This window comes from Kitasatospora sp. NPDC101447, from assembly GCF_044767225.1.
GTDB lineage: Bacteria > Actinomycetota > Actinomycetes > Streptomycetales > Streptomycetaceae > Kitasatospora.
Genome location: NZ_JBIWNL010000061.1, coordinates 14,434 through 31,691, shown reverse-complemented (window position 1 = coordinate 31,691; position 17,258 = coordinate 14,434). Strand labels below are relative to the sequence as shown.

Annotated in this window: 17 protein-coding genes and 1 pseudogene; 9 read left to right on the top strand and 9 right to left on the bottom strand. The window is 73.7% G+C overall.

Going from position 1 to position 17,258, the window contains the following annotated elements:
• The first annotated feature begins 176 nt into the window (after positions 1 to 176).
• From ACIRST_RS41130 to ACIRST_RS41115, 4 genes are all read left to right on the top strand, one after another.
• Positions 177 to 1,832: an FAD-binding dehydrogenase gene (locus ACIRST_RS41130; protein WP_402809617.1), complete on the top strand. Its 1,656-nt coding sequence runs from the start codon at positions 177 to 179 to the stop codon at positions 1,830 to 1,832.
• 147 nt (positions 1,833 to 1,979) lie between these two features.
• Positions 1,980 to 2,408, top strand: coding sequence for a (2Fe-2S) ferredoxin domain-containing protein (locus ACIRST_RS41125; protein ID WP_350526427.1), 429 nt, complete (start codon positions 1,980 to 1,982; stop codon positions 2,406 to 2,408).
• A 118-nt stretch (positions 2,409 to 2,526) separates the two neighbouring features.
• On the top strand, positions 2,527 to 2,778 hold the full coding sequence (locus tag ACIRST_RS41120; RefSeq protein ID WP_350526428.1) for a hypothetical protein: 252 nt from the start codon (positions 2,527 to 2,529) through the stop codon (positions 2,776 to 2,778).
• A gap of 219 nt (positions 2,779 to 2,997) precedes the next feature.
• Positions 2,998 to 4,665: a metallophosphoesterase family protein gene (locus ACIRST_RS41115; RefSeq protein WP_350526429.1), complete on the top strand. Its 1,668-nt coding sequence runs from the start codon at positions 2,998 to 3,000 to the stop codon at positions 4,663 to 4,665.
• Between the two features lie 85 nt (positions 4,666 to 4,750).
• Here the strand turns inward: ACIRST_RS41115 and ACIRST_RS41110 are convergent, their stop codons facing one another.
• Positions 4,751 to 5,083: a YnfA family protein gene (locus ACIRST_RS41110; RefSeq protein ID WP_350526430.1), complete on the bottom strand. Its 333-nt coding sequence runs from the start codon at positions 5,081 to 5,083 to the stop codon at positions 4,751 to 4,753.
• A gap of 18 nt (positions 5,084 to 5,101) precedes the next feature.
• Positions 5,102 to 6,316, bottom strand: coding sequence for a pyridoxal phosphate-dependent aminotransferase (locus tag ACIRST_RS41105; RefSeq protein ID WP_402809613.1), 1,215 nt, complete (start codon positions 6,314 to 6,316; stop codon positions 5,102 to 5,104).
• Between the two features lie 97 nt (positions 6,317 to 6,413).
• On the opposite strand from ACIRST_RS41105, the pseudogene ACIRST_RS41100 reads away from it, so the two are divergent.
• Both ACIRST_RS41100 and ACIRST_RS41095 read left to right on the top strand, forming a co-directional pair.
• A pseudogene (locus ACIRST_RS41100) lies at positions 6,414 to 6,767 on the top strand (winged helix-turn-helix transcriptional regulator); the annotation flags it as partial.
• A gap of 335 nt (positions 6,768 to 7,102) precedes the next feature.
• A complete protein-coding gene (locus tag ACIRST_RS41095) occupies positions 7,103 to 7,897 on the top strand; it encodes an SGNH/GDSL hydrolase family protein (protein ID WP_402809610.1) in 795 nt (264 codons plus the stop codon).
• A 79-nt stretch (positions 7,898 to 7,976) separates the two neighbouring features.
• On the opposite strand, the gene ACIRST_RS41090 is transcribed toward ACIRST_RS41095, so the two are convergent.
• Positions 7,977 to 8,642, bottom strand: a complete 666-nt coding sequence (locus ACIRST_RS41090; protein ID WP_350526441.1) for a GNAT family N-acetyltransferase — start codon at positions 8,640 to 8,642, stop codon at positions 7,977 to 7,979.
• 130 nt (positions 8,643 to 8,772) lie between these two features.
• On the opposite strand from ACIRST_RS41090, the gene ACIRST_RS41085 reads away from it, so the two are divergent.
• Positions 8,773 to 9,699 carry a pentapeptide repeat-containing protein gene (locus tag ACIRST_RS41085; RefSeq protein WP_402809607.1) on the top strand — a complete coding sequence of 309 codons (927 nt, stop codon included), beginning with the start codon at positions 8,773 to 8,775 and terminating at the stop codon, positions 9,697 to 9,699.
• Positions 9,700 to 9,717: 18 nt separating this feature from the next.
• Here the strand turns inward: ACIRST_RS41085 and ACIRST_RS41080 are convergent, their stop codons facing one another.
• From ACIRST_RS41080 to ACIRST_RS41065, 4 genes are all read right to left on the bottom strand, one after another.
• Positions 9,718 to 10,278, bottom strand: a complete 561-nt coding sequence (locus tag ACIRST_RS41080) for a DinB family protein (protein WP_350526434.1) — start codon at positions 10,276 to 10,278, stop codon at positions 9,718 to 9,720.
• Positions 10,279 to 10,415: 137 nt separating this feature from the next.
• Positions 10,416 to 11,150, bottom strand: coding sequence for a tyrosine-protein phosphatase (locus ACIRST_RS41075; protein ID WP_402809604.1), 735 nt, complete (start codon positions 11,148 to 11,150; stop codon positions 10,416 to 10,418).
• A gap of 54 nt (positions 11,151 to 11,204) precedes the next feature.
• Positions 11,205 to 11,855 carry a TetR/AcrR family transcriptional regulator gene (locus ACIRST_RS41070; RefSeq protein ID WP_402809602.1) on the bottom strand — a complete coding sequence of 217 codons (651 nt, stop codon included), beginning with the start codon at positions 11,853 to 11,855 and terminating at the stop codon, positions 11,205 to 11,207.
• 178 nt (positions 11,856 to 12,033) lie between these two features.
• Positions 12,034 to 12,933, bottom strand: coding sequence for an aminoglycoside phosphotransferase family protein (locus tag ACIRST_RS41065; RefSeq protein ID WP_402809599.1), 900 nt, complete (start codon positions 12,931 to 12,933; stop codon positions 12,034 to 12,036).
• Between the two features lie 74 nt (positions 12,934 to 13,007).
• On the opposite strand from ACIRST_RS41065, the gene ACIRST_RS41060 reads away from it, so the two are divergent.
• Positions 13,008 to 13,586, top strand: a complete 579-nt coding sequence (locus ACIRST_RS41060) for a hypothetical protein (protein WP_350526438.1) — start codon at positions 13,008 to 13,010, stop codon at positions 13,584 to 13,586.
• On the opposite strand, the gene ACIRST_RS41055 is transcribed toward ACIRST_RS41060, so the two are convergent.
• Positions 13,573 to 13,965, bottom strand: coding sequence for a PPOX class F420-dependent oxidoreductase (locus ACIRST_RS41055; protein WP_350526439.1), 393 nt, complete (start codon positions 13,963 to 13,965; stop codon positions 13,573 to 13,575). The genes ACIRST_RS41060 and ACIRST_RS41055 overlap by 14 nt on opposite strands.
• Before the next feature lie 188 nt (positions 13,966 to 14,153).
• Here ACIRST_RS41055 and ACIRST_RS41050 point away from each other — a divergent pair, with 188 nt between their 5' ends.
• Positions 14,154 to 16,691, top strand: coding sequence for a Tex family protein (locus ACIRST_RS41050; protein WP_402809596.1), 2,538 nt, complete (start codon positions 14,154 to 14,156; stop codon positions 16,689 to 16,691).
• 144 nt (positions 16,692 to 16,835) lie between these two features.
• Here ACIRST_RS41050 and ACIRST_RS41045 read toward each other — a convergent pair whose 3' ends face one another.
• The gene (locus tag ACIRST_RS41045) at positions 16,836 to 17,255 is read right to left on the bottom strand and encodes an SHOCT domain-containing protein (protein ID WP_350524384.1); all 420 of its coding nucleotides are present in this window, start codon (positions 17,253 to 17,255) and stop codon (positions 16,836 to 16,838) included.
• Between the last annotated feature and the right edge of the window lie 3 nt (positions 17,256 to 17,258).

Genomic DNA, 17,258 nt, shown 5'->3' with positions numbered 1-17,258 from the left:
CCACCGCGTATCGGAGGTATTTCCGAAACGCTGTGGAGCGGAATTCACGCACGCGCTTGTTACCGGCCGGTCGACAACCGGTTGACCGGACGTCACCGCAGGCCGCAGTATCGGGCGCACGGCGACGGCGCACCCCCGGGCCCGCCGCCACCGCGAGCCGCCACGGAGGACTGCGCATGGCCCTGGACGCCGACGTCATCGTCATCGGAGCGGGCCTCGCCGGCCTCGCCGCGGCCGCCGAACTCGCCGACGCCGGACGGAAGGTGATCCTGCTCGACCAGGAGCCGGCGGCCTCGCTCGGCGGACAGGCGCACTGGTCCTTCGGCGGCCTCTTCCTGGTCGACTCGCCCGAGCAGCGCCGGATGCGGATCCGCGACTCGCACGCCCTCGCCTGGCAGGACTGGCTCGGCACGGCCGGCTTCGACCGCCCCGAGGACGCCTGGCCGCGCCGCTGGGCCGAGGCGTACGTGGACTTCGCCGCGGGCGAGAAGCGCTCCTGGCTGCGCGGGATGGGCGTGCGGTTCTTCCCGGTGGTCGGCTGGGCCGAGCGCGGCGGATTCCTCGCCGACGGGCCCGGCAACTCGGTGCCGCGCTTCCACATCACCTGGGGCACCGGCCCCGGACTGCTGGCGCCCTTCGTGCGCCGGGTCCGCGACGCCGCCGCCCGCGGGCTGGTGGACCTGCGCTTCCGGCACCGCGTCACCGGACTGTCCGCCACCGCGGGCGCCGTCGACACCGTCACCGGAGAGGTGCTGGAGCCGAGCCCGGCCAGCCGGGGCGAGGCCAGCTCCCGCACGGTCGCCGGGCAGTTCGAACTGCGCGCCCAGGCCGTGGTCGTCACCTCCGGCGGCATCGGCGGCAACCACGACCTGGTCCGCAAGGCCTGGCCGGCCCGGCTCGGCACCCCGCCCGCCAAGCTGCTCTCCGGCGTGCCCGCGCACGTGGACGGCCTGATGCTGGACATCGCCGGCGCGGCCGGCGCCAGCCTGATCAACGGCGACCGGATGTGGCACTACACCGAGGGCATCGAGAACTGGGACCCGATCTGGGCCCGGCACGGCATCCGGATCCTGCCCGGCCCGTCCTCGCTCTGGCTGGACGCGCGCGGCCGGCGGCTGCCCGTCCCGCTGTTCCCCGGCTTCGACACCCTCGGGACGCTGGAGAACATCATGTCCACCGGGTACGAGTACACCTGGTTCGTGCTCAACCAGCGCATCATCGAGAAGGAGTTCACCCTCTCCGGCTCCGAGCAGAACCCGGACCTGACCGGGAAGTCCGTGCGCGGCGTGCTCGGCCGCGCCCTGCCCGGCGCCCCCGGCCCGGTCCTGGGCCACCTGCGGCACGGACGGGACTTCGTGGTCGCGGGCAACCTCGCCGACCTCGCCCGCGGCATGAACGCCAAGACCCGCGAGCCGCTGATCGACCCGGACGCGCTGCGCCGCACCGTCGAGGACCGCGACCGCCAGCTGGCCAACCCCTTCGCCAAGGACCTCCAGGTCACCGCCATCCACGGCGCCCGCCGCTACCTCGGCGACAAGCTCGTGCGCACCGCCGCCCCGCACCGCATCCTCGACCCCGGCGCCGCCCCGCTGATCGCCGTGCGGCTCAACATCCTGACCCGCAAGTCGCTGGGCGGGCTGGAGACGGACCTGTCCTCCCGGGTGCTGCGGCCGGACGGGGAGGTGCTGCCGGGCCTGTACGCGGCGGGCGAGGCGGCGGGCTTCGGCGGCGGGGGCGTGCACGGCTACCGCTCGCTGGAGGGGACGTTCCTGGGCGGGTGCCTGTTCTCGGGCCGTACGGCGGGGCGGGCCGCGGCGCAGGCGGTCGGATAGCCGGCGGGCGGCGGGCGGCGGGCGGTGGGCGGTTCGACGGCGGCCCGCCCCGGGGCACGGGGCGTCAGGCCTGGTGGACGGCCCCTGACCGGCGGGTACAGTGCCGGTGCAGAGCGCGCCGCCGACCACGAGGGGTATCCAGAACCGATGAGCCGCCGAGACCGTGACCGTGACGGCGCCCGGGACCACGACCGGAAGCGGGGCGCCGGCTCCCCGGTGACCGTCACCGTCTGCCGCGGCTGCTGCTGCGGCACCGAGGCGAAGCACCCCGGGGTGGACCACGCGGGGCAGTACGAGCGGCTGCGGACGGCGGTGGGGGCGGCGGGCCGGGTCCGTGCCGTCAAGTGCCTGGACGTGTGCAGCCAGTCCAACGTGGTGGTGGTCGGGCCCTCCAGCGAGGGCCGGGCCGCGGGCGGGCGGCCGGTCTGGCTCGGCTTCGTCCTGATGGACGAGATGATCGACGACATAGCCGCCTGGGTGCGCGCGGGCGGCCCCGGGCTCGCCGAGCCGCCCGGTCTGCTCGACCTCCAGCTGATCTCGGTCTCCCGGCGGGTCCGCGAAGGCCTGCCGGAGTAGTGTCCGCCGCCGGGCCTGACCTGACCGATCGTCATATGGTCGTCCCGGGGTGGTCCGGCGGTCCGCACCACTAGCATGACCGGTGGCACCGAGCCGTTCCGCGCCAGGGAGGAAGACGATGACGACGGTCTGCCGCATCTGCGCGGGCACCGGACGGACCGCCGGCCTCAACTGCCGGACCTGCCAGGGCACCGGCACCACCGAGGTGGGCGGCGGGGGCGGCAACTGCTTCCTGTGCGACGGCACCGGGGTGTACGTGCGCTACCGGGTGGACGCGACCGGCGCCAAGCACGCCTACCGGGACGAGATCTGCCGCACCTGCGACGGCACCGGGAACCGCACCGCCACGCAGTGGGACGAGCCCTCCTGACCCGCCTGCCCCTCCGGTACGCCGTTCCCACCGGGGGAGGCCGCGCCGACACGGACTCAAGTGGACCGGTCGGCGGGGGCCATGATCCGGCGTCGGATCGACGCGGACACGCCCTTTACCGAACCATGGTCGAACATTGGTGTTCGAATGGGGGACACGCTGCGGCCCGTTCACCGGGCGTCCGCGTCAGATCCACGCGCCGCTGACAGAGTCCCGCGCATGGATATCCCCAACATGGGCGTGCCGGCCAAGCTTGCCGACCGCATGAGCATGGCCGAGCAGCACGAGTACCTGCGGGCCCGCTTCTCCCGCCGCCGGATGCTGCGCGCCGGTGCCGTGACCGTCGGCGCCGTCGCCGTCGGCGGTGCCCTGGGCAGCGGCACCGCCTTCGCGGCGCCGGCCGGCCCGCAGCTGCTGACGGGCGGCACGACGGACGGCATCGACGGCTCGCTGGTCGCGCCGGTCGGTCGCCACCTCCAGTTCGGCCCCGAGCCGGACACCCAGTTCCGCATCTCCTGGCAGGTCCCGGCGCCGGTCAAGAAGCCGTTCCTGCGCTTCGGCAAGACCCCGTGGGAGCTCAGCCACAAGGTGCAGGCCGAGGTCCGCGCGCTGCACACCCCGGCGCTGACCCCGGGCAGCCAGCCGGTGGACCAGTACTACCTGCACGTGGCGCTGGAGGACCTGCACCCCGACACCACGTACTACTACGGCGTCGGCCACGAGGGCTTCGACCCCGCGTCGCAGCAGCAGATCTCCACCCTGCACACCTTCCGCACCGCGCCCTCCCGCGACCACCGCTGGGGCAAGGTGTACGAGCCGTTCACCTTCACCGCCTTCGGTGACCAGGGCGTCAGCGCCCACGCGGCCGGCAACGACCACATCATCAAGGCGCAGAAGCCGTCCTTCCACCTGCACGCCGGCGACATCTGCTACGCCGACCCGGCCGGCTCCGGCACCGACCCGGACAAGTCCGTCTACAACGCGAAGACCTGGGACGACTTCCTGGTCCAGACCGAGACGGTCGCCGCCGAGATCCCGTGGATGGTCTCCTACGGCAACCACGACATCGAGGCCTGGTACTCGCCCAACGGCTACGGCGGCGAGAACACCCGCTTCTACCTGCCGAACAACGGTCCGGACCCGCGCACCGTCCCGGGCGTCTACACCTTCCGCTACAAGAACGTCGGCGTGATCTCCCTCGACGCCAACGACGTCTCCTACGAGATCCCGGCCAACCTGGGCCTCTCGGCGGGCAAGCAGACCAAGTGGCTGGAGCGCACCCTCAAGGACCTGCGCAGCGACGAGACCATCGACTTCGTCGTGGTCTTCTTCCACCACTGCGCCTTCTCCACCACCGTCGCGCACGCCTCCGAGGGCGGTGTCCGCGAGGCCTGGGTGCCGCTGTTCGAGAAGTTCCGGGTGGACCTGGTCATCAACGGCCACAACCACATCTACGAGCGCACCGACGCCATCCTCGGCAACAAGGTCTCGAAGCAGGTGCCGAGCGGCGCCACCATCGAGCCCGAGAAGGACGGCGTGGTCTACGTGACCGCGGGCGCGGCCGGCCGCAGCCTGTACAAGTTCGACGTGCCGGACACCTACGAGGGGCACGAGAACCACCAGGACGAGGTCACCACGTACTACTGGAGCAAGGGCCGGGTGAAGACCCCCGAGACCATCCAGTGGTCGCGGGTGCGCTACACCGGCTACTCCTTCATCAAGGTCGACGTCACCCCGGCCCACCTGGGCCAGAAGTCGACCATGAAGGTCACCGCGCTGGCCGAGGACGGCACGCAGATCGACAACTACACCATCCTGCGCAAGGTCGGCGAGGGCTGGGACTCCGGCCGCGACGACGACGGCGAGGGCGGCGGCTGGGGCTGGTAGTCCCGGGCGGTCGTGACGGTGCCCCGGTGTCGGAAGCCCGACACCGGGGCACCGGTGCGTCCGCGGTGGCCGGTCGTCCGGCGGGTCAGCGCCGGGGGCCGTACATGATGACGGCGACCCCGGCCAGGCAGATCAGCGCGCCCGCCACGTCGTAGCGGGTCGGCCGGAAGCCGTCGACGAGCACGCCCCAGAGCAGCGAGCCGGCCACGAACACCCCGCCGTACGCCGCCAGCACCCGGCCGAACTGGCTGTCCGGCTGCAGCGCCGCGACGAAGCCGTAGGCGCCGAGCGCCACCACGCCCAACCCGGCCAGCCACCACGGCCGTTGCTCGCGCACGCTCTGCCAGACCAGCCAGCAGCCGCCGATCTCGGCGAGCGCGGCGAGGACGAACAGGGCGATCGAGCGCAGGACGGTCATGGGTGCGAGGGTAGGGGCTCAGCTCTGGCGGTACGTCGCCAGGAAGCGCCCGATCCGGTTGACGGCCGTCTCCAGGTCGTCGGCGCGGGGCAGGGTGACGAAGCGGAAGTGGTCCGGGCGGGGCCAGTTGAAGCCGGTGCCCTGGACCACGTGGATCTTCTCGCGCAGCAGCAGGTCCAGCACGAACTGCTCGTCGTCGACGATCCGGTGCACCGCCGGGTCCAGCTTGGCGAAGGCGTACAGGGCGCCCTTGGGCTTGACGCAGCTGACGCCGGGGATCTCGTTGAGCGCCCGGACCGCGATGTCGCGCTGCTCGGTGAGCCGGCCGCCGGGCAGCACCAGGTCGTTGATGGACTGGTGGCCGCCGAGCGCGGCCTGGACGGCGTACTGGGCGGGCACGTTGGGGCACAGCCGCATGCCGGAGAGCATGGTGAGGCCCTCCAGGTAGTCGGTGGCGTGCTGCTTGGGGCCGGAGACGACCAGCCAGCCGCTGCGGAAGCCGGCCACCCGGTAGGACTTGGAGAGGCCGTTGAAGGTGAGGGTGAGCACGTCGTCCGCGAGGGCGGCCAGGCAGTGGTGCTCGGTGCCGTCGTAGAGGATCTTGTCGTAGATCTCGTCGGCCAGGACCATCAGCTGGTGGCGGCGGGCCAGGTCGAGGATGCCCTCCAGCAGTTCCTTCGGGTAGACCGCGCCGGTGGGGTTGTTGGGGTTGATGACGACGATCGCCTTGGTGCGGGCGGTGATCTTGGCGGCGATGTCGTCGAGGTCCGGGTACCACTCGGCCTCTTCGTCGCACAGGTAGTGCACGGCCTTGCCGCCGGCCAGCCGGACCACCGCCGTCCACAGCGGGTAGTCGGGCATCGGCACGAGCACCTCGTCGCCGTCGTCCACCAGTGCGGTGACGGCCATCTGGATCAGCTCGGAGGCGCCGTTGCCGAGGTAGACGTCGTTGACGTCGACTCCCTGGACCCCGCGCTGCTGGTAGTACTGCACCACCGCGCGGCGGGCCGGCAGGATGCCGCGGGAGTCGCTGTAGCCGTGCGCCTTGGGCAGGTTGCGGATGATGTCCTGGACGATCTCCTCGGGCGCCTCGAAGCCGAACGGGGCCGGGTTGCCGGTGTTCAGCCGCAGCACGGTGTGCCCGGCCTCCTCCAGGGCGTTGGCCTGGTCGACCACCGGACCGCGGATCTCGTAGCACACGTCATTCAGCTTGCTGGACTGCCGAAACTCCATCTGCGGCCTCCCGACCGTCACCACCGCTCCGTTGCTTCTGCTTTGTTCTACCAAGTTGGCACTTGGAAAGTCCAACCTCTTGGCTATGCTGATCCACATGTCACGCCGAAGCTACGACCAGTACTGCGCCGTCGCCCGCGCCCTGGACGCGGTGGGGGAACGCTGGAGCCTCCTGATCGTCCGTGAACTCCTGGCCGGCCCGCGCCGCTACACCGACCTGCACGCCGACCTGCCCGGCGTCTCCACCGACATCCTGGCCGCCCGGCTCAAGCAGCTGGAGGGCGAGGGCCTGGTCGCGCGGCGGCGACTGGAACGGCCGGCCAACGCGACGGTCTACGAGCTCACCGAGCGCGGGCGCGAACTGCGACCGGTCATCGAGGCGCTGGGGAAGTGGGGCCTGGCCGCGCTCGGCGAGCAGCGGCCCACCGACGCCGTGCGCGAGCACTGGTTCACGCCCCGCAAGGCGGGGGACGAGGCGGCCGTCGCGCTCTGACGGGCCGGTGGCCCGGCGGCCCGGCGGCCCGGCAGCGCGGCAGCGCGGCGGCGCGATGGCTCGGCAGGGCGGTGGCGCGATGGCGCGGTGGCCCCGTGGCGGGTGAACGGGGGCAGCGGCAAGGCCCCCGTCGCCGGCCGCCGCCCCGTGTGCCCAGGATGGTGCGGGCCGATAAACGAACGGTCGACGCCCGATGAGCGCCGAGGTCAGGGGCCTGGCTGCGGAGCCGCACCGACGCGCACGTACGATCGTCGGACCGCGAAGCCGTCCCAGGAGAGCGGAGGCCCCCGCCCGTGCCCACCACCCATCGCAGCTACGCCGGCTACGTCGCCCTCGGCGACTCCTTCACCGAGGGCATGTGCGACGACCTGCTGCCCGACGGCCACTACCGCGGCTGGGCCGACCGGGTCGCCTCGGCGCTGGCGGCGGAGCGCGCCGACGGGGACTTCCGGTACGCCAACCTCGCCGTCCGCGGCAAGCTCATCGGGCAGATCCACGACGAGCAGCTCGCCCCCGCCGCCGCCATGGACGCCGACCTGGTCACCCTGGCCGGCGGTCTCAACGACGTGCTGCGCCCCGGCTGCGACATCGAGAGGGTCGAGCAACTGCTCGGCGACTGCGCCCGCGAGCTGCGGGCCGGCGGCGCCACCGTGGTCATGTTCACCAGCACCGACCCCACCCGCAGGATGGTGGGCAGCGCCCGGCTGCTGCCCACCATCCTGCGGATGAAGGCCTTCGTGCAGGAGCTCGGCCGCCAGGACGGATTCGCGGTGGTCGACCTCTTCTCCGCGCCCTGCTTCGACGACCGCCGGCTGTGGGCCGAGGACCGGCTGCACCTCTCGCCCGAGGGGCACCGGCGGGTCGCCGAGGGCGTGTTGGAGGCGCTCGGCCGCCCGGCCGCCTTCGACTGGCGCGCCCCGCTGCCCGTCGCCGCCCCGCCCGGCCGCACCGAGCGCCTGCGCGCCGACGCCCGCTGGCTGCGCACCCACCTCGGCCCGTGGGTCGGCCGCCGCCTCACCGGCCGCTCCTCCGGCGACGGGCGCCCGCCGAAGCGGGCCGAACTCCTGCCGTACTCCCAGGAGTCCTGACTCGCACGAGTCCTGACTCCAGGGAGCCGTGACCCCTGCGAGCGGACCCCTGCGAGCCGGATCCCTGCGAGCCGGACCCCTACGAGTCCTGGGCCTGCGGGTCGGTCGGGTCCAGGACCAGGCTCGCCATGGGGGAGTGGGTGGTCCAGCCGAGCGCGGTGTAGAGCGCCTGTCCGTCCGGAGTGCCGACCAGCACGCCGGTGCGCGCGCCCCGCTCGTACGCGGCGGACTGCAGCGTGCGCATCACCAGGGCGCCCAGGCCCCGGCGGCGGAATCCGGGCGCGGTGGTGATCTGGTCGGGCACGGCGACCGGTCCGGCCAGGCCGGCCTGGCCGCGCGCGGCCAGGTGCCCGTCCTCGGTGCGCACCATCGTCCGGATGACGCCGCCGCGCTCCCAGGTAGTGACGGTGTGGCCGGCCGGGGCCGCCGGCCGCTCGGGGGCGAGCGGGACGCTCATCAGGAAGCCCGGCTGGTCCTGCCGCCACTGCGGGCCAAGCCAGGGGAGCACCGTGGCGTCCTCGGCGAACAGCTTCAGCCAGGTGGTCGGTGCGGTGGTGGCCTCGGCGATCTTGCGGACCTCGACCTCGGTCGGCTCGGGCAGCACGTGCCGGCCCACCTCCCCGGTCGGTGAGCCGACGTCGATGCTCCAGCCCCAGGGCTGGTCGACCGGCTCGGCGGCGCCGCGCGACACGACCCAGCCCGAGATCCACATCCGGACCAGTTCCCTGGTGCCCGGCTCCTGCATGATGCCCACCTCGTTGTATGTAACAGTCTCTGGCGCTTTTCACACCTTACCGGCGATGGGGGTGGTCTGCCCAGTAGGATTTCGGGGTTCACGGCGCCGCACCGGCGCCCGGCTGGAAGGACCCCGGAACGTGCGCGAGACCGAGTCGCCGCAGGACCCCACGGCGGCCGAGCCGACCCCGCTCCGGTCCGACTGCAGCAGCTGCTTCGGGCTCTGCTGCGTCGCGCTGCCGTTCGCCGCCGGTTCCGACTTCGCCGTGAACAAGGCCGCCGGGAGCCCCTGCCGCAACCTGCAGGCCGACTTCAGCTGCGGCATCCACGCGCGCCTGCGCGACAGCGGCTTCCAGGGCTGCACCGTCTACGACTGCTTCGGCGCCGGGCAGCGGGTCTCCCAGGTGACCTTCGGCGGGCGCAGCTGGCGCGAGGAGCCGGACAGCGCCGGGCCGATGTTCGAGGTCTTCCCGGTCGTCCGGCAGCTGCACGAACTCCTCCGGTACCTGACCGAGGCGCTCACCTTCGAGCCCGCCCGCGCCGTCCACCCCGAGCTGCGGCAGGCCCTGGAGGAGACCGACCGGCTGGCCGGCGGCACCCCCGAGGAGATCCTCGCCCTCGACGTCCCGGCCCACCGGCAGCGCGTCAGCGAACTCCTGCTGCGCGCCGGCGAACTCGTCCGCGCCGGTGTCCCGAACCGCCGGGAGCACCGCGGCGGCGACCTCTTCGGCGCCCGGCTGCGCGGCGCCGACCTGCGGGGTGCGAACCTGCGCGGGGCCCTGCTGGTGGCCGCCGACCTCTCCGGCGCGGACCTGCGCCTGGCCGATCTGATCGGCGCGGACCTGCGCGACACCGACCTGGCCGGCGCCGACCTCAGCACGGCGCTCTTCCTCACCCAGAGCCAGCTCCACGCCGCCCGCGGCGACGCCGCCACCCGCCTCCCGGCCGGCCTCACCCGCCCGGCCCACTGGCCCGACACCGCGGTGCCAGCGGCGGCGCTCCCGGCGGCGAAGCCCCGGTCCGGGCCCGGCAAGGGCGGGCGGCCGGCCCGGGGGCGTCGCCGCTGAGGCCGCGACGGTCCGGTCCTACTGGCCGACCCGGCCGTCGACGCACTCGCGCAGCAGGTCGGCGTGCCCGCAGTGCCGGGCGTACTCGTCGATCCGGTGCACCAGCAGCTCCCGGACGGCGATGCCGTCCTTCCCGAGCCGCTCGCCCAGGTCGGGGAACCCGCTGAGCAGGGCGTCGGTCGCGGCCTGTTCGCGTTCCAGGTCCCGGAACGCGGCCTCCACCACGGCCGGTTCGGCCACCGCGCCGTCGAAGTCCGCGTCCCGCGGCCCGTAGAGCTTCGGGAGCCGCTCGCCGTCGGTGACCCAGCTGCGCCAGTCGCGCTCGACCTCGGCCAGGTGGCGCACCAGCCCCAGCAGCGACATCGTCGACGGCGGCACCGAGCGTCGGGCCAGCTGTTCGGCGTCCAGCCCCTCGCACTTCATTCGCAGGGTCAGCCGGTAGTTCGTCAGACAGTCGATCAGCGGGCCGAGTTCGCCGTCCGGGCTCGGCCCGTCGCTGTTGCGGGGGTCGTCGTCCGGGTCGGCCCACATGTCGGGGTGGACGGTCGCCTCGGTCCATCGTGCGGGTTGTTCGGTCATGTCCGCATCGTCGCCTGCAACCACCGCCACCTGCCACCGAGTTATCGCCTGCGCGGGACGTCGGACCGGCCGACTTCCCGCGCGGCCGGTCCTCGGCGATCCCCCTCAGTGGTCCTCGGCCGGTCCTCGGCTGCCGCTTAGTCGGTCAGCAGCCGGGCGCGCAGGGCGTCGGCCTGGCCGCGGTCGATGCCGAGGGTGCCGCCGAGGTAGGCCTCGACCGAGCCGTGGCGGGCGGCGAGGTCGGCGAGCGTGAGGCGGATGACGGCCTCCGGGGCGCGGCCGTAGCCGGGCCAGCGCAGGGTGCGGTCGGGGTGGGCGGCGTGCCACTCGGCGACGAAGTGCGGGGTGGCGAGCTCGGTGAGGGCGAAGTCGGCGGCGATGTCGTCCTCGGCGACGCCGAGCAGGGTGAGCAGCAGGGCCGCGATGAGCCCGGTGCGGTCCTTGCCGGAGGCGCAGTGGAAGACCACCGGGGCGTCGGCGGCGGCGATCACCTCCAGGACCTGCCGGATCTCCTTCACCCCGTCCTCGGCGACCTCGGCGAAGCGGTCGGCGAGGTAGCGCCAGGGGTCGAGCTCCGGGTCGATCTCGGCCTGGTCGTACGGGCGGTGCTCGATCGACAGGTTGTGGTACTCCAGCCCGTCGACCTCGGGGACCCGGCCCTTGGCGGCGATCTCCCAGGGGTAGCGCAGGTCGATCACGGTCCGGACGCCTAGGGCCCGCAGCCGGTCGAGGTCGGCGGGGGAGGAGAGCTTGCCGAGCGAGTCCGAGCGGTAGAGCAGGCCCCACCGTACGGACCGTCCCCCGGCGGCCGGGTACCCGCCCAGGTCGCGGAAGTTGTGCAGGGCATCGAAGCTGTGGTGACGCGTTGTCATGCGCGGCACTCTAGCCAGCCGTTCAACCGTTCAACCGCTCAGCGGCTCAGCGGTTCAGCCGTCTCGCCCGGGGGTGGGGTGGCCGTAGCCGTGGGCGAGGAGGTCGAAGGCGCGGGTGGCGTCGCCGGCGGCCTCGGCGTGCAGGTCGTCGGCGGTGCGGCCGCCCTCCTGGATGCGCTGCCAGTTGTGCAGGGCCAGGACGCGCTGGGTGGCGGTGACCTGGGCGGCGAGCAGCGCGGCGGTGAGCGCGCGGGGTTCGGGGAGTTCGGGGACCCCGCACAGAGCGTCGGCCAGGGAGCGTTCGGCGCGGGACACGTACGCGCCGACCCGGGCGGCCAGGCTCGGGGTGCCGTAGACGAGGGCGGTGAAGGCGAGGACGGCGGGGTGGTCGTTGAGGCCGGTGACGGGGTCGCGCCGGGTGAGGCCGGTCAGGAAGTCCCTGAGCAGGGCGTCGAGCACCGGTTCGCCGGCGAGCCGGTTGCGGACGACGTCGGCCGCCTGCTCCTGGTGGTCGGCGAAGCGGTGGACGACCAGGTCCTCCTTGCTGGGGAAGTAGGAGAACAGTGTCGGCTTGGAGACCTCGGCGGCCGCCGCGACCTCCGCCACCGACACCTGGTCGAACCCGCGCTCCAGGAAGAGCGCGATGGCTGCCTCGGAGATGGCCCGCCGGGTCTGCTCCTTCTTGCGCTCGCGCAGTCCAGTCATGGGCCCAGGCTAGCAGGGAATCTTGACCCGGGAAGGTTTTTTACCCGGTCGGCGCGCCGGTGCCCGGCCGCCGCGCGACGGGGCGCTGACCGACCTCGCGGACGCCCCCTGGCCGCCGCCCGCGGCCCCCCGGGGAGCGACGGCCTCCCGGGAGCGGCGGGCCGCTGCGGGGGAGCGGTCAGACGCTGCGGTCGGCGAGCACCTCGCGGACGACGTGGCGGGCGTTGGCGGTCAGGGCCGCGTCGGTGTGCCGGTAGTACGGGATCGTCACCAGGGCGATGGAGAAGGCCCAGGCGCGGCCGCGGGCCCACATCGCGTCGTCGGCGCGCAGGGCGGCGCGGAAGGTGGGGCGGGCGGCGGCCGGCAGCAGGTTCCATGCGGCGATCAGGTCGGCGGTCGGGTCTCCGACGCCCATCAGCGCGAAGTCGATGACGGCGGCGAGCCGGCCGGACCGGGAGAGCAGCAGGTTGCCGGGGGTGAGGTCGCCGTGCATCCACTGCGGCGGTCCGGCGTGGTCGGGCAGGCGCAGGGCCTTGTCCCACAGCGCGGTCGCGGCCGCGGTGTCGATCGAGCCGGCGAGCTGGGCGATGGCCGCGCGGGTCGCGCCGTCGCGGGAGGCGAGCGGGACGCTGCGGTGGCCGGCCGGGGCGTCGGCCGGGTCGACGGCGCGCAGGGCGTTGACGAAGCCGGCCAGGTCGCGGGCCAGCGCGTCGGGTGCGGCGAGGGCGCCGACGGCCGGGTTGACGCCGTCGATCCAGTGCAGCACCGCCCACTCCCACGGGTAGCCGGCGGCGGGCCGGCCGACGGCAAGCGGGGCGGGGATCGGCAGCGGGAGCCGCGGCGCCAGCCGGGGCAGCCACTGGCGTTCCCGGCGGAGGTCGCCCGCCGCCCACTCCACCCGGGGCAGCCGGACGGCGAGTTCGGGCCCGAGGCGGAACATCGCGTTGTCCGCCGCCGCGGAGCCGACCGGGGTGATCGGAAGGTGCTCCCACTGCGGGAACTGGGCGGAGATCAGACGCCTCACCAGGGCCGCGTCGACCACCGGCTCGTCGGGGTGCATCCGGGTGGCAGCGCACATGCCCGGCAGCGTACAGCGCCGATCGTTTCCGTTCAGCCGTATTCCCCAACTGCGCTGACTTATAGGCTGACGGCATGGTGATCAGTCAGCAGACGGCGGGCGAGCGTCGGGCCCTGCGCGCGGCGCAGGCGGCGCTCGCGCTGCTCGTCCTGCTGGGCGTGGTCGGGCGGTACAGCGAGCGCCCGGGCGGCCTGCTGGTGCTGCGCGACTGGTTCGACCGGCCGCTGCTGCTGTTCACCGCCGCGCTGCCGCTGCTGCTGGTGGTGCTGTACTGCGTCACCTGGCGGGCCTGGATCCGGGTGGTCCTGGGCGTCGGCGTGCTGCTGGCGGCCGTGGCGACGGTGCCGCTGTGGCTCTTCCTGGACGCCCCGTACGACACCGGGACGCAGCGGGCACCCGACCGCTCCGACCGCCGGATCGTCCGGCAGGAGGAGCCCGGGATGCTCAGCACCGCCCAGTGGGTCTTCGTCGACCAGGGCACCGGCCTGACCGCCCGCCGCTGGCCGATCGCCCACGCGGGCTTCCGCTACGGCGACGAGATCGACGCCGCCTGGGACGGCCCGGACCGGGTCCGGCTGACGAGCGGCAGCACGACGAAGGTGATCGACCTCGCCGCCGACGGCCGGCCCAGCGACTCGCTCACGCTGGGGTGACCCGCACCCCGATCGTGCCGTCCTTGCCGAACCGCAGCACGTTCGCGGTCAGCGCGATCGCGCACAGCAGCCCGTACTTGCGGCGCAGCAGCTTGCGGTAGGCGGGCGCCCGGACCGGGTCGAGCACGGCCGTGGCCGGGACCTGCGCGCCGAGCAGGTTGCCGCGGATGTCGCTCGGGCCGACCAGCACGTCCGAGCGGTTGCGCAGGCGCTTGACCTTGCCGGTCTTCGTCACCGTGGTGAAGACCAGCGCGTCGCCGTCCCGCGCGACCCAGACCGGGGTGGCCACCGGGGTGCCGTTCCTCCGGTAGGTGGTGAACAGCAGGTACTTGGCGGCGGCGAGCCGCTCCAACTCGGCGGCAGCGTCCAGAGTGTCCATGCCCGCCAGGCTATGCAGGGGCAACTGGGCATCGCTTGAGCCTTCTTGGGGCCGTCGGCGGCCCGCCCGGGGCCGCCGGCCGGGCGCGCCACGCCCGGCCGCCACGGGTGCGGCCGGGCGTCGTCGTCGGCACCTGCCAGAATGCAGGGCGTACGGCGAAAGCACTGAAGGAGAAGGTGACCGGCTTCGTGACCACGCCAGTCGAACAGGCGGCCCGCCAGGGCCAGCAGGCGATCGAACGCAAGATCGCCGAGGAACTGGGCGTCCGCGAGGGGCAGGTGAAGGCGGCCGTCGACCTGCTCGACGGCGGCGCGACCGTCCCGTTCGTGGCCCGCTACCGCAAGGAGGTCACCGGCTCGCTCGACGACGCCCAGCTGCGCGGCCTGGAGGAACGGCTGCGCTACCTGCGCGAACTGGAGGAGCGCCGGGCGGCCGTCCTGGAGTCGATCGAGTCCCAGGGTAAGCTGGACGACGCGCTGCGCGCCCGGGTGCTGGCCGCCGACTCCAAGGCGCGGCTGGAGGACATCTACCTGCCGTTCAAGCCGAAGCGGCGCACCAAGGCGCAGATCGCCCGGGAGGCCGGGCTGGAGCCGCTGGCCGACACCCTGCTCGCCGACCCCGCGCAGGACCCGGCGACGCTCGCCGCCGGGTACCTCAACGAGTCGGTGGCGGACGCCCCGGCGGCCCTGGAGGGCGCCCGCGCGATCCTGGTCGAGCGCTTCGGCGAGGACGCCGACCTGGTCGGCTCGCTGCGCGAGCGGATGTGGACCCGCGGCCGCGTGGTCGCCACCGTCCGCGACGGCAAGGAGCAGGACGGCGCCAAGTTCGCCGACTACTTCGACTTCGCGGAGCCGTACACCAAGCTCCCCTCGCACCGCATCCTGGCGATGCTGCGCGGCGAGAAGGAGGAGGTGCTCGACCTCGAACTCTCGCCCTACGACGGCGAGTCCGAGGGGGACCTGCCCGGCGGGAGCGACTACGAGCAGCGGATCGCCGCCCGCTTCGGCATCGCCGACCGCGGCCGCCCGGCCGACAAGTGGCTCGGCGACACCGTGCGCTGGGCCTGGCGCACCCGGATCCTGGTACGCCTCGGCATCGACCTGCGCGCCCGGCTGCGCGCGGAGGCCGAGGAGGAGGCGGTGCGCGTCTTCGCCGCCAACCTGCGCGACCTGCTGCTCGCCGCCCCGGCCGGCACCCGCGCCACCATGGGCCTGGACCCGGGCTTCCGCACCGGGGTGAAGGTCGCCGTGGTGGACGCCACCGGCAAGGTCGTCGCCTACGACACGATCTACCCGCACCAGCCCGCCAACAAGTGGGACGCGGCCGTGCACACCCTGGCCGCGCTGGCGAAGAAGCACGACGTCGACCTGGTGGCGATCGGCAACGGCACCGCCTCCCGGGAGACCGACAAGCTGGGCGAGGACCTGATCAAGCGCCACCCCGAGCTGAAGCTCACCAAGGCGATGGTCAGCGAGGCCGGCGCCTCGGTGTACTCGGCCTCCGCGTTCGCCTCGCAGGAGCTGCCGGAGCTGGACGTGTCGATCCGCGGCGCGGTCTCGATCGCCCGCCGCCTGCAGGACCCGCTGGCCGAACTGGTCAAGATCGACCCCAAGTCGATCGGCGTCGGCCAGTACCAGCACGACCTGAGCGAGGTGAAGCTCTCCCGCTCGCTGGACGCCGTGGTCGAGGACTGCGTGAACGCCGTCGGCGTCGACGTCAACACCGCCTCGGCGCCGCTGCTCACCCGGGTCTCCGGCATCACCGGCACGCTCGCCGACAACATCGTCGCCCACCGCGACGCCAACGGCCCGTTCCGCACCCGCAAGCAGCTCAAGGACGTCGCCCGGCTCGGCCCCAAGGCCTTCGAGCAGTGCGCGGGCTTCCTGCGCATCCCCGGCGGCGAGGACCCGCTGGACGCCTCCAGCGTGCACCCCGAGGCCTACCCGGTGGTGCGCCGCATCCTCGCCGCGACCGGCGGGGAGCTGCGCGCTCTGATCGGCAACGGCGCCGCGCTGCGGGCGCTGAAGCCCGCGGACTTCGCCGACGAGACCTTCGGCGTCCCGACCGTCACCGACATCCTCGGCGAGCTGGACAAGCCCGGCCGCGACCCGCGCCCGGCCTTCCGCACCGCGACCTTCAAGGAGGGCGTCGACAAGATCGGCGACCTGGAGGTCGGCATGGTGCTGGAGGGCGTGGTCACCAATGTCGCGGCCTTCGGGGCCTTCGTGGACGTGGGCGTCCACCAGGACGGGCTGGTGCACGTCTCGGCGCTGTCCAGGACCTTCGTCAAGGACCCGCGCGAGGTGGTCAAGCCCGGCGACATCGTGAAGGTCCGGGTGGTCTCGGTGGACGTGCCGCGCAAGCGGATCGGGCTCACCCTGCGGCTGGACGACGAGGTCGGGCGCGAGCGCGGCGACCGGGGCGGCGACCGCGGGGACCGCGGCGAGCGGCAGGCCCGCCCGCCGCGCCAGGAGCGGCGCGGCGCCGGTCAGGGCGGCCAGGGCGGCCAGGGCGGTCAGGGCGGTCAGGGCGGCCAAGGCGGACGCGGCGGTCAGGACCGGCGCGGTGGCGGCCAGGGCGGGCGCGACCGGGGTGACCGGGGCGGCTCCGGCGGCTCCGGCGGCTCCTCGGCGCCGGCCAACAGCGCCATGGCGGACGCGCTGCGCCGGGCCGGCCTGGCCGGTGGCGCCGGCGGCTCCGGCGACCGGCGCTCCGGGCGGCGCTGAGCCGGGACGGGCGGACGACGGCCGTACCGACGACGTACCGGGACGGCCGTACCGACGACGGCCGTACCGGGACACGGCCGGGGGGGGGGGGGCGCCCGGCCCCCCCCCCCCCCCCCCCCCCGGCCGTGGTGCCCGTCGGGGCGTTCAGGCCAGGATTTTCGCCTTGGCCTGCTGGTACTCCTCGTCGGAGATGGCGCCCTTCTCCTTCAGGTCCGCCAGTTTCGCCAGGTCGTCGACGTGGCTGCCGCCGCCGCCCGGTCCGGACGCCGCCGCGTCACGGACGTAGGCCTGGAACGCGGCCTGGTTCTCCTTGGCCTGTTCCATGTCGCGTTTGGTCATCGACTGCCCGCGGGCGATCAGGTAGATGAGCACGCCGATCAGGGGCAGCAGGATCACCAGGACCAGCCAGCCGGCCTTGCCCCAGCCGCCGAGGTCGTGGCTGCGGAAGATGTCCGTGATGATCTTGAAGAGCAGGAAGAACCAGAGGATCCACAGGAACAGCTCCAACATCGTCCAGAAGATGTTGAGCAGCGGGTAGTCCGCGGCCAGCGTGTAGGTGTCCATGGC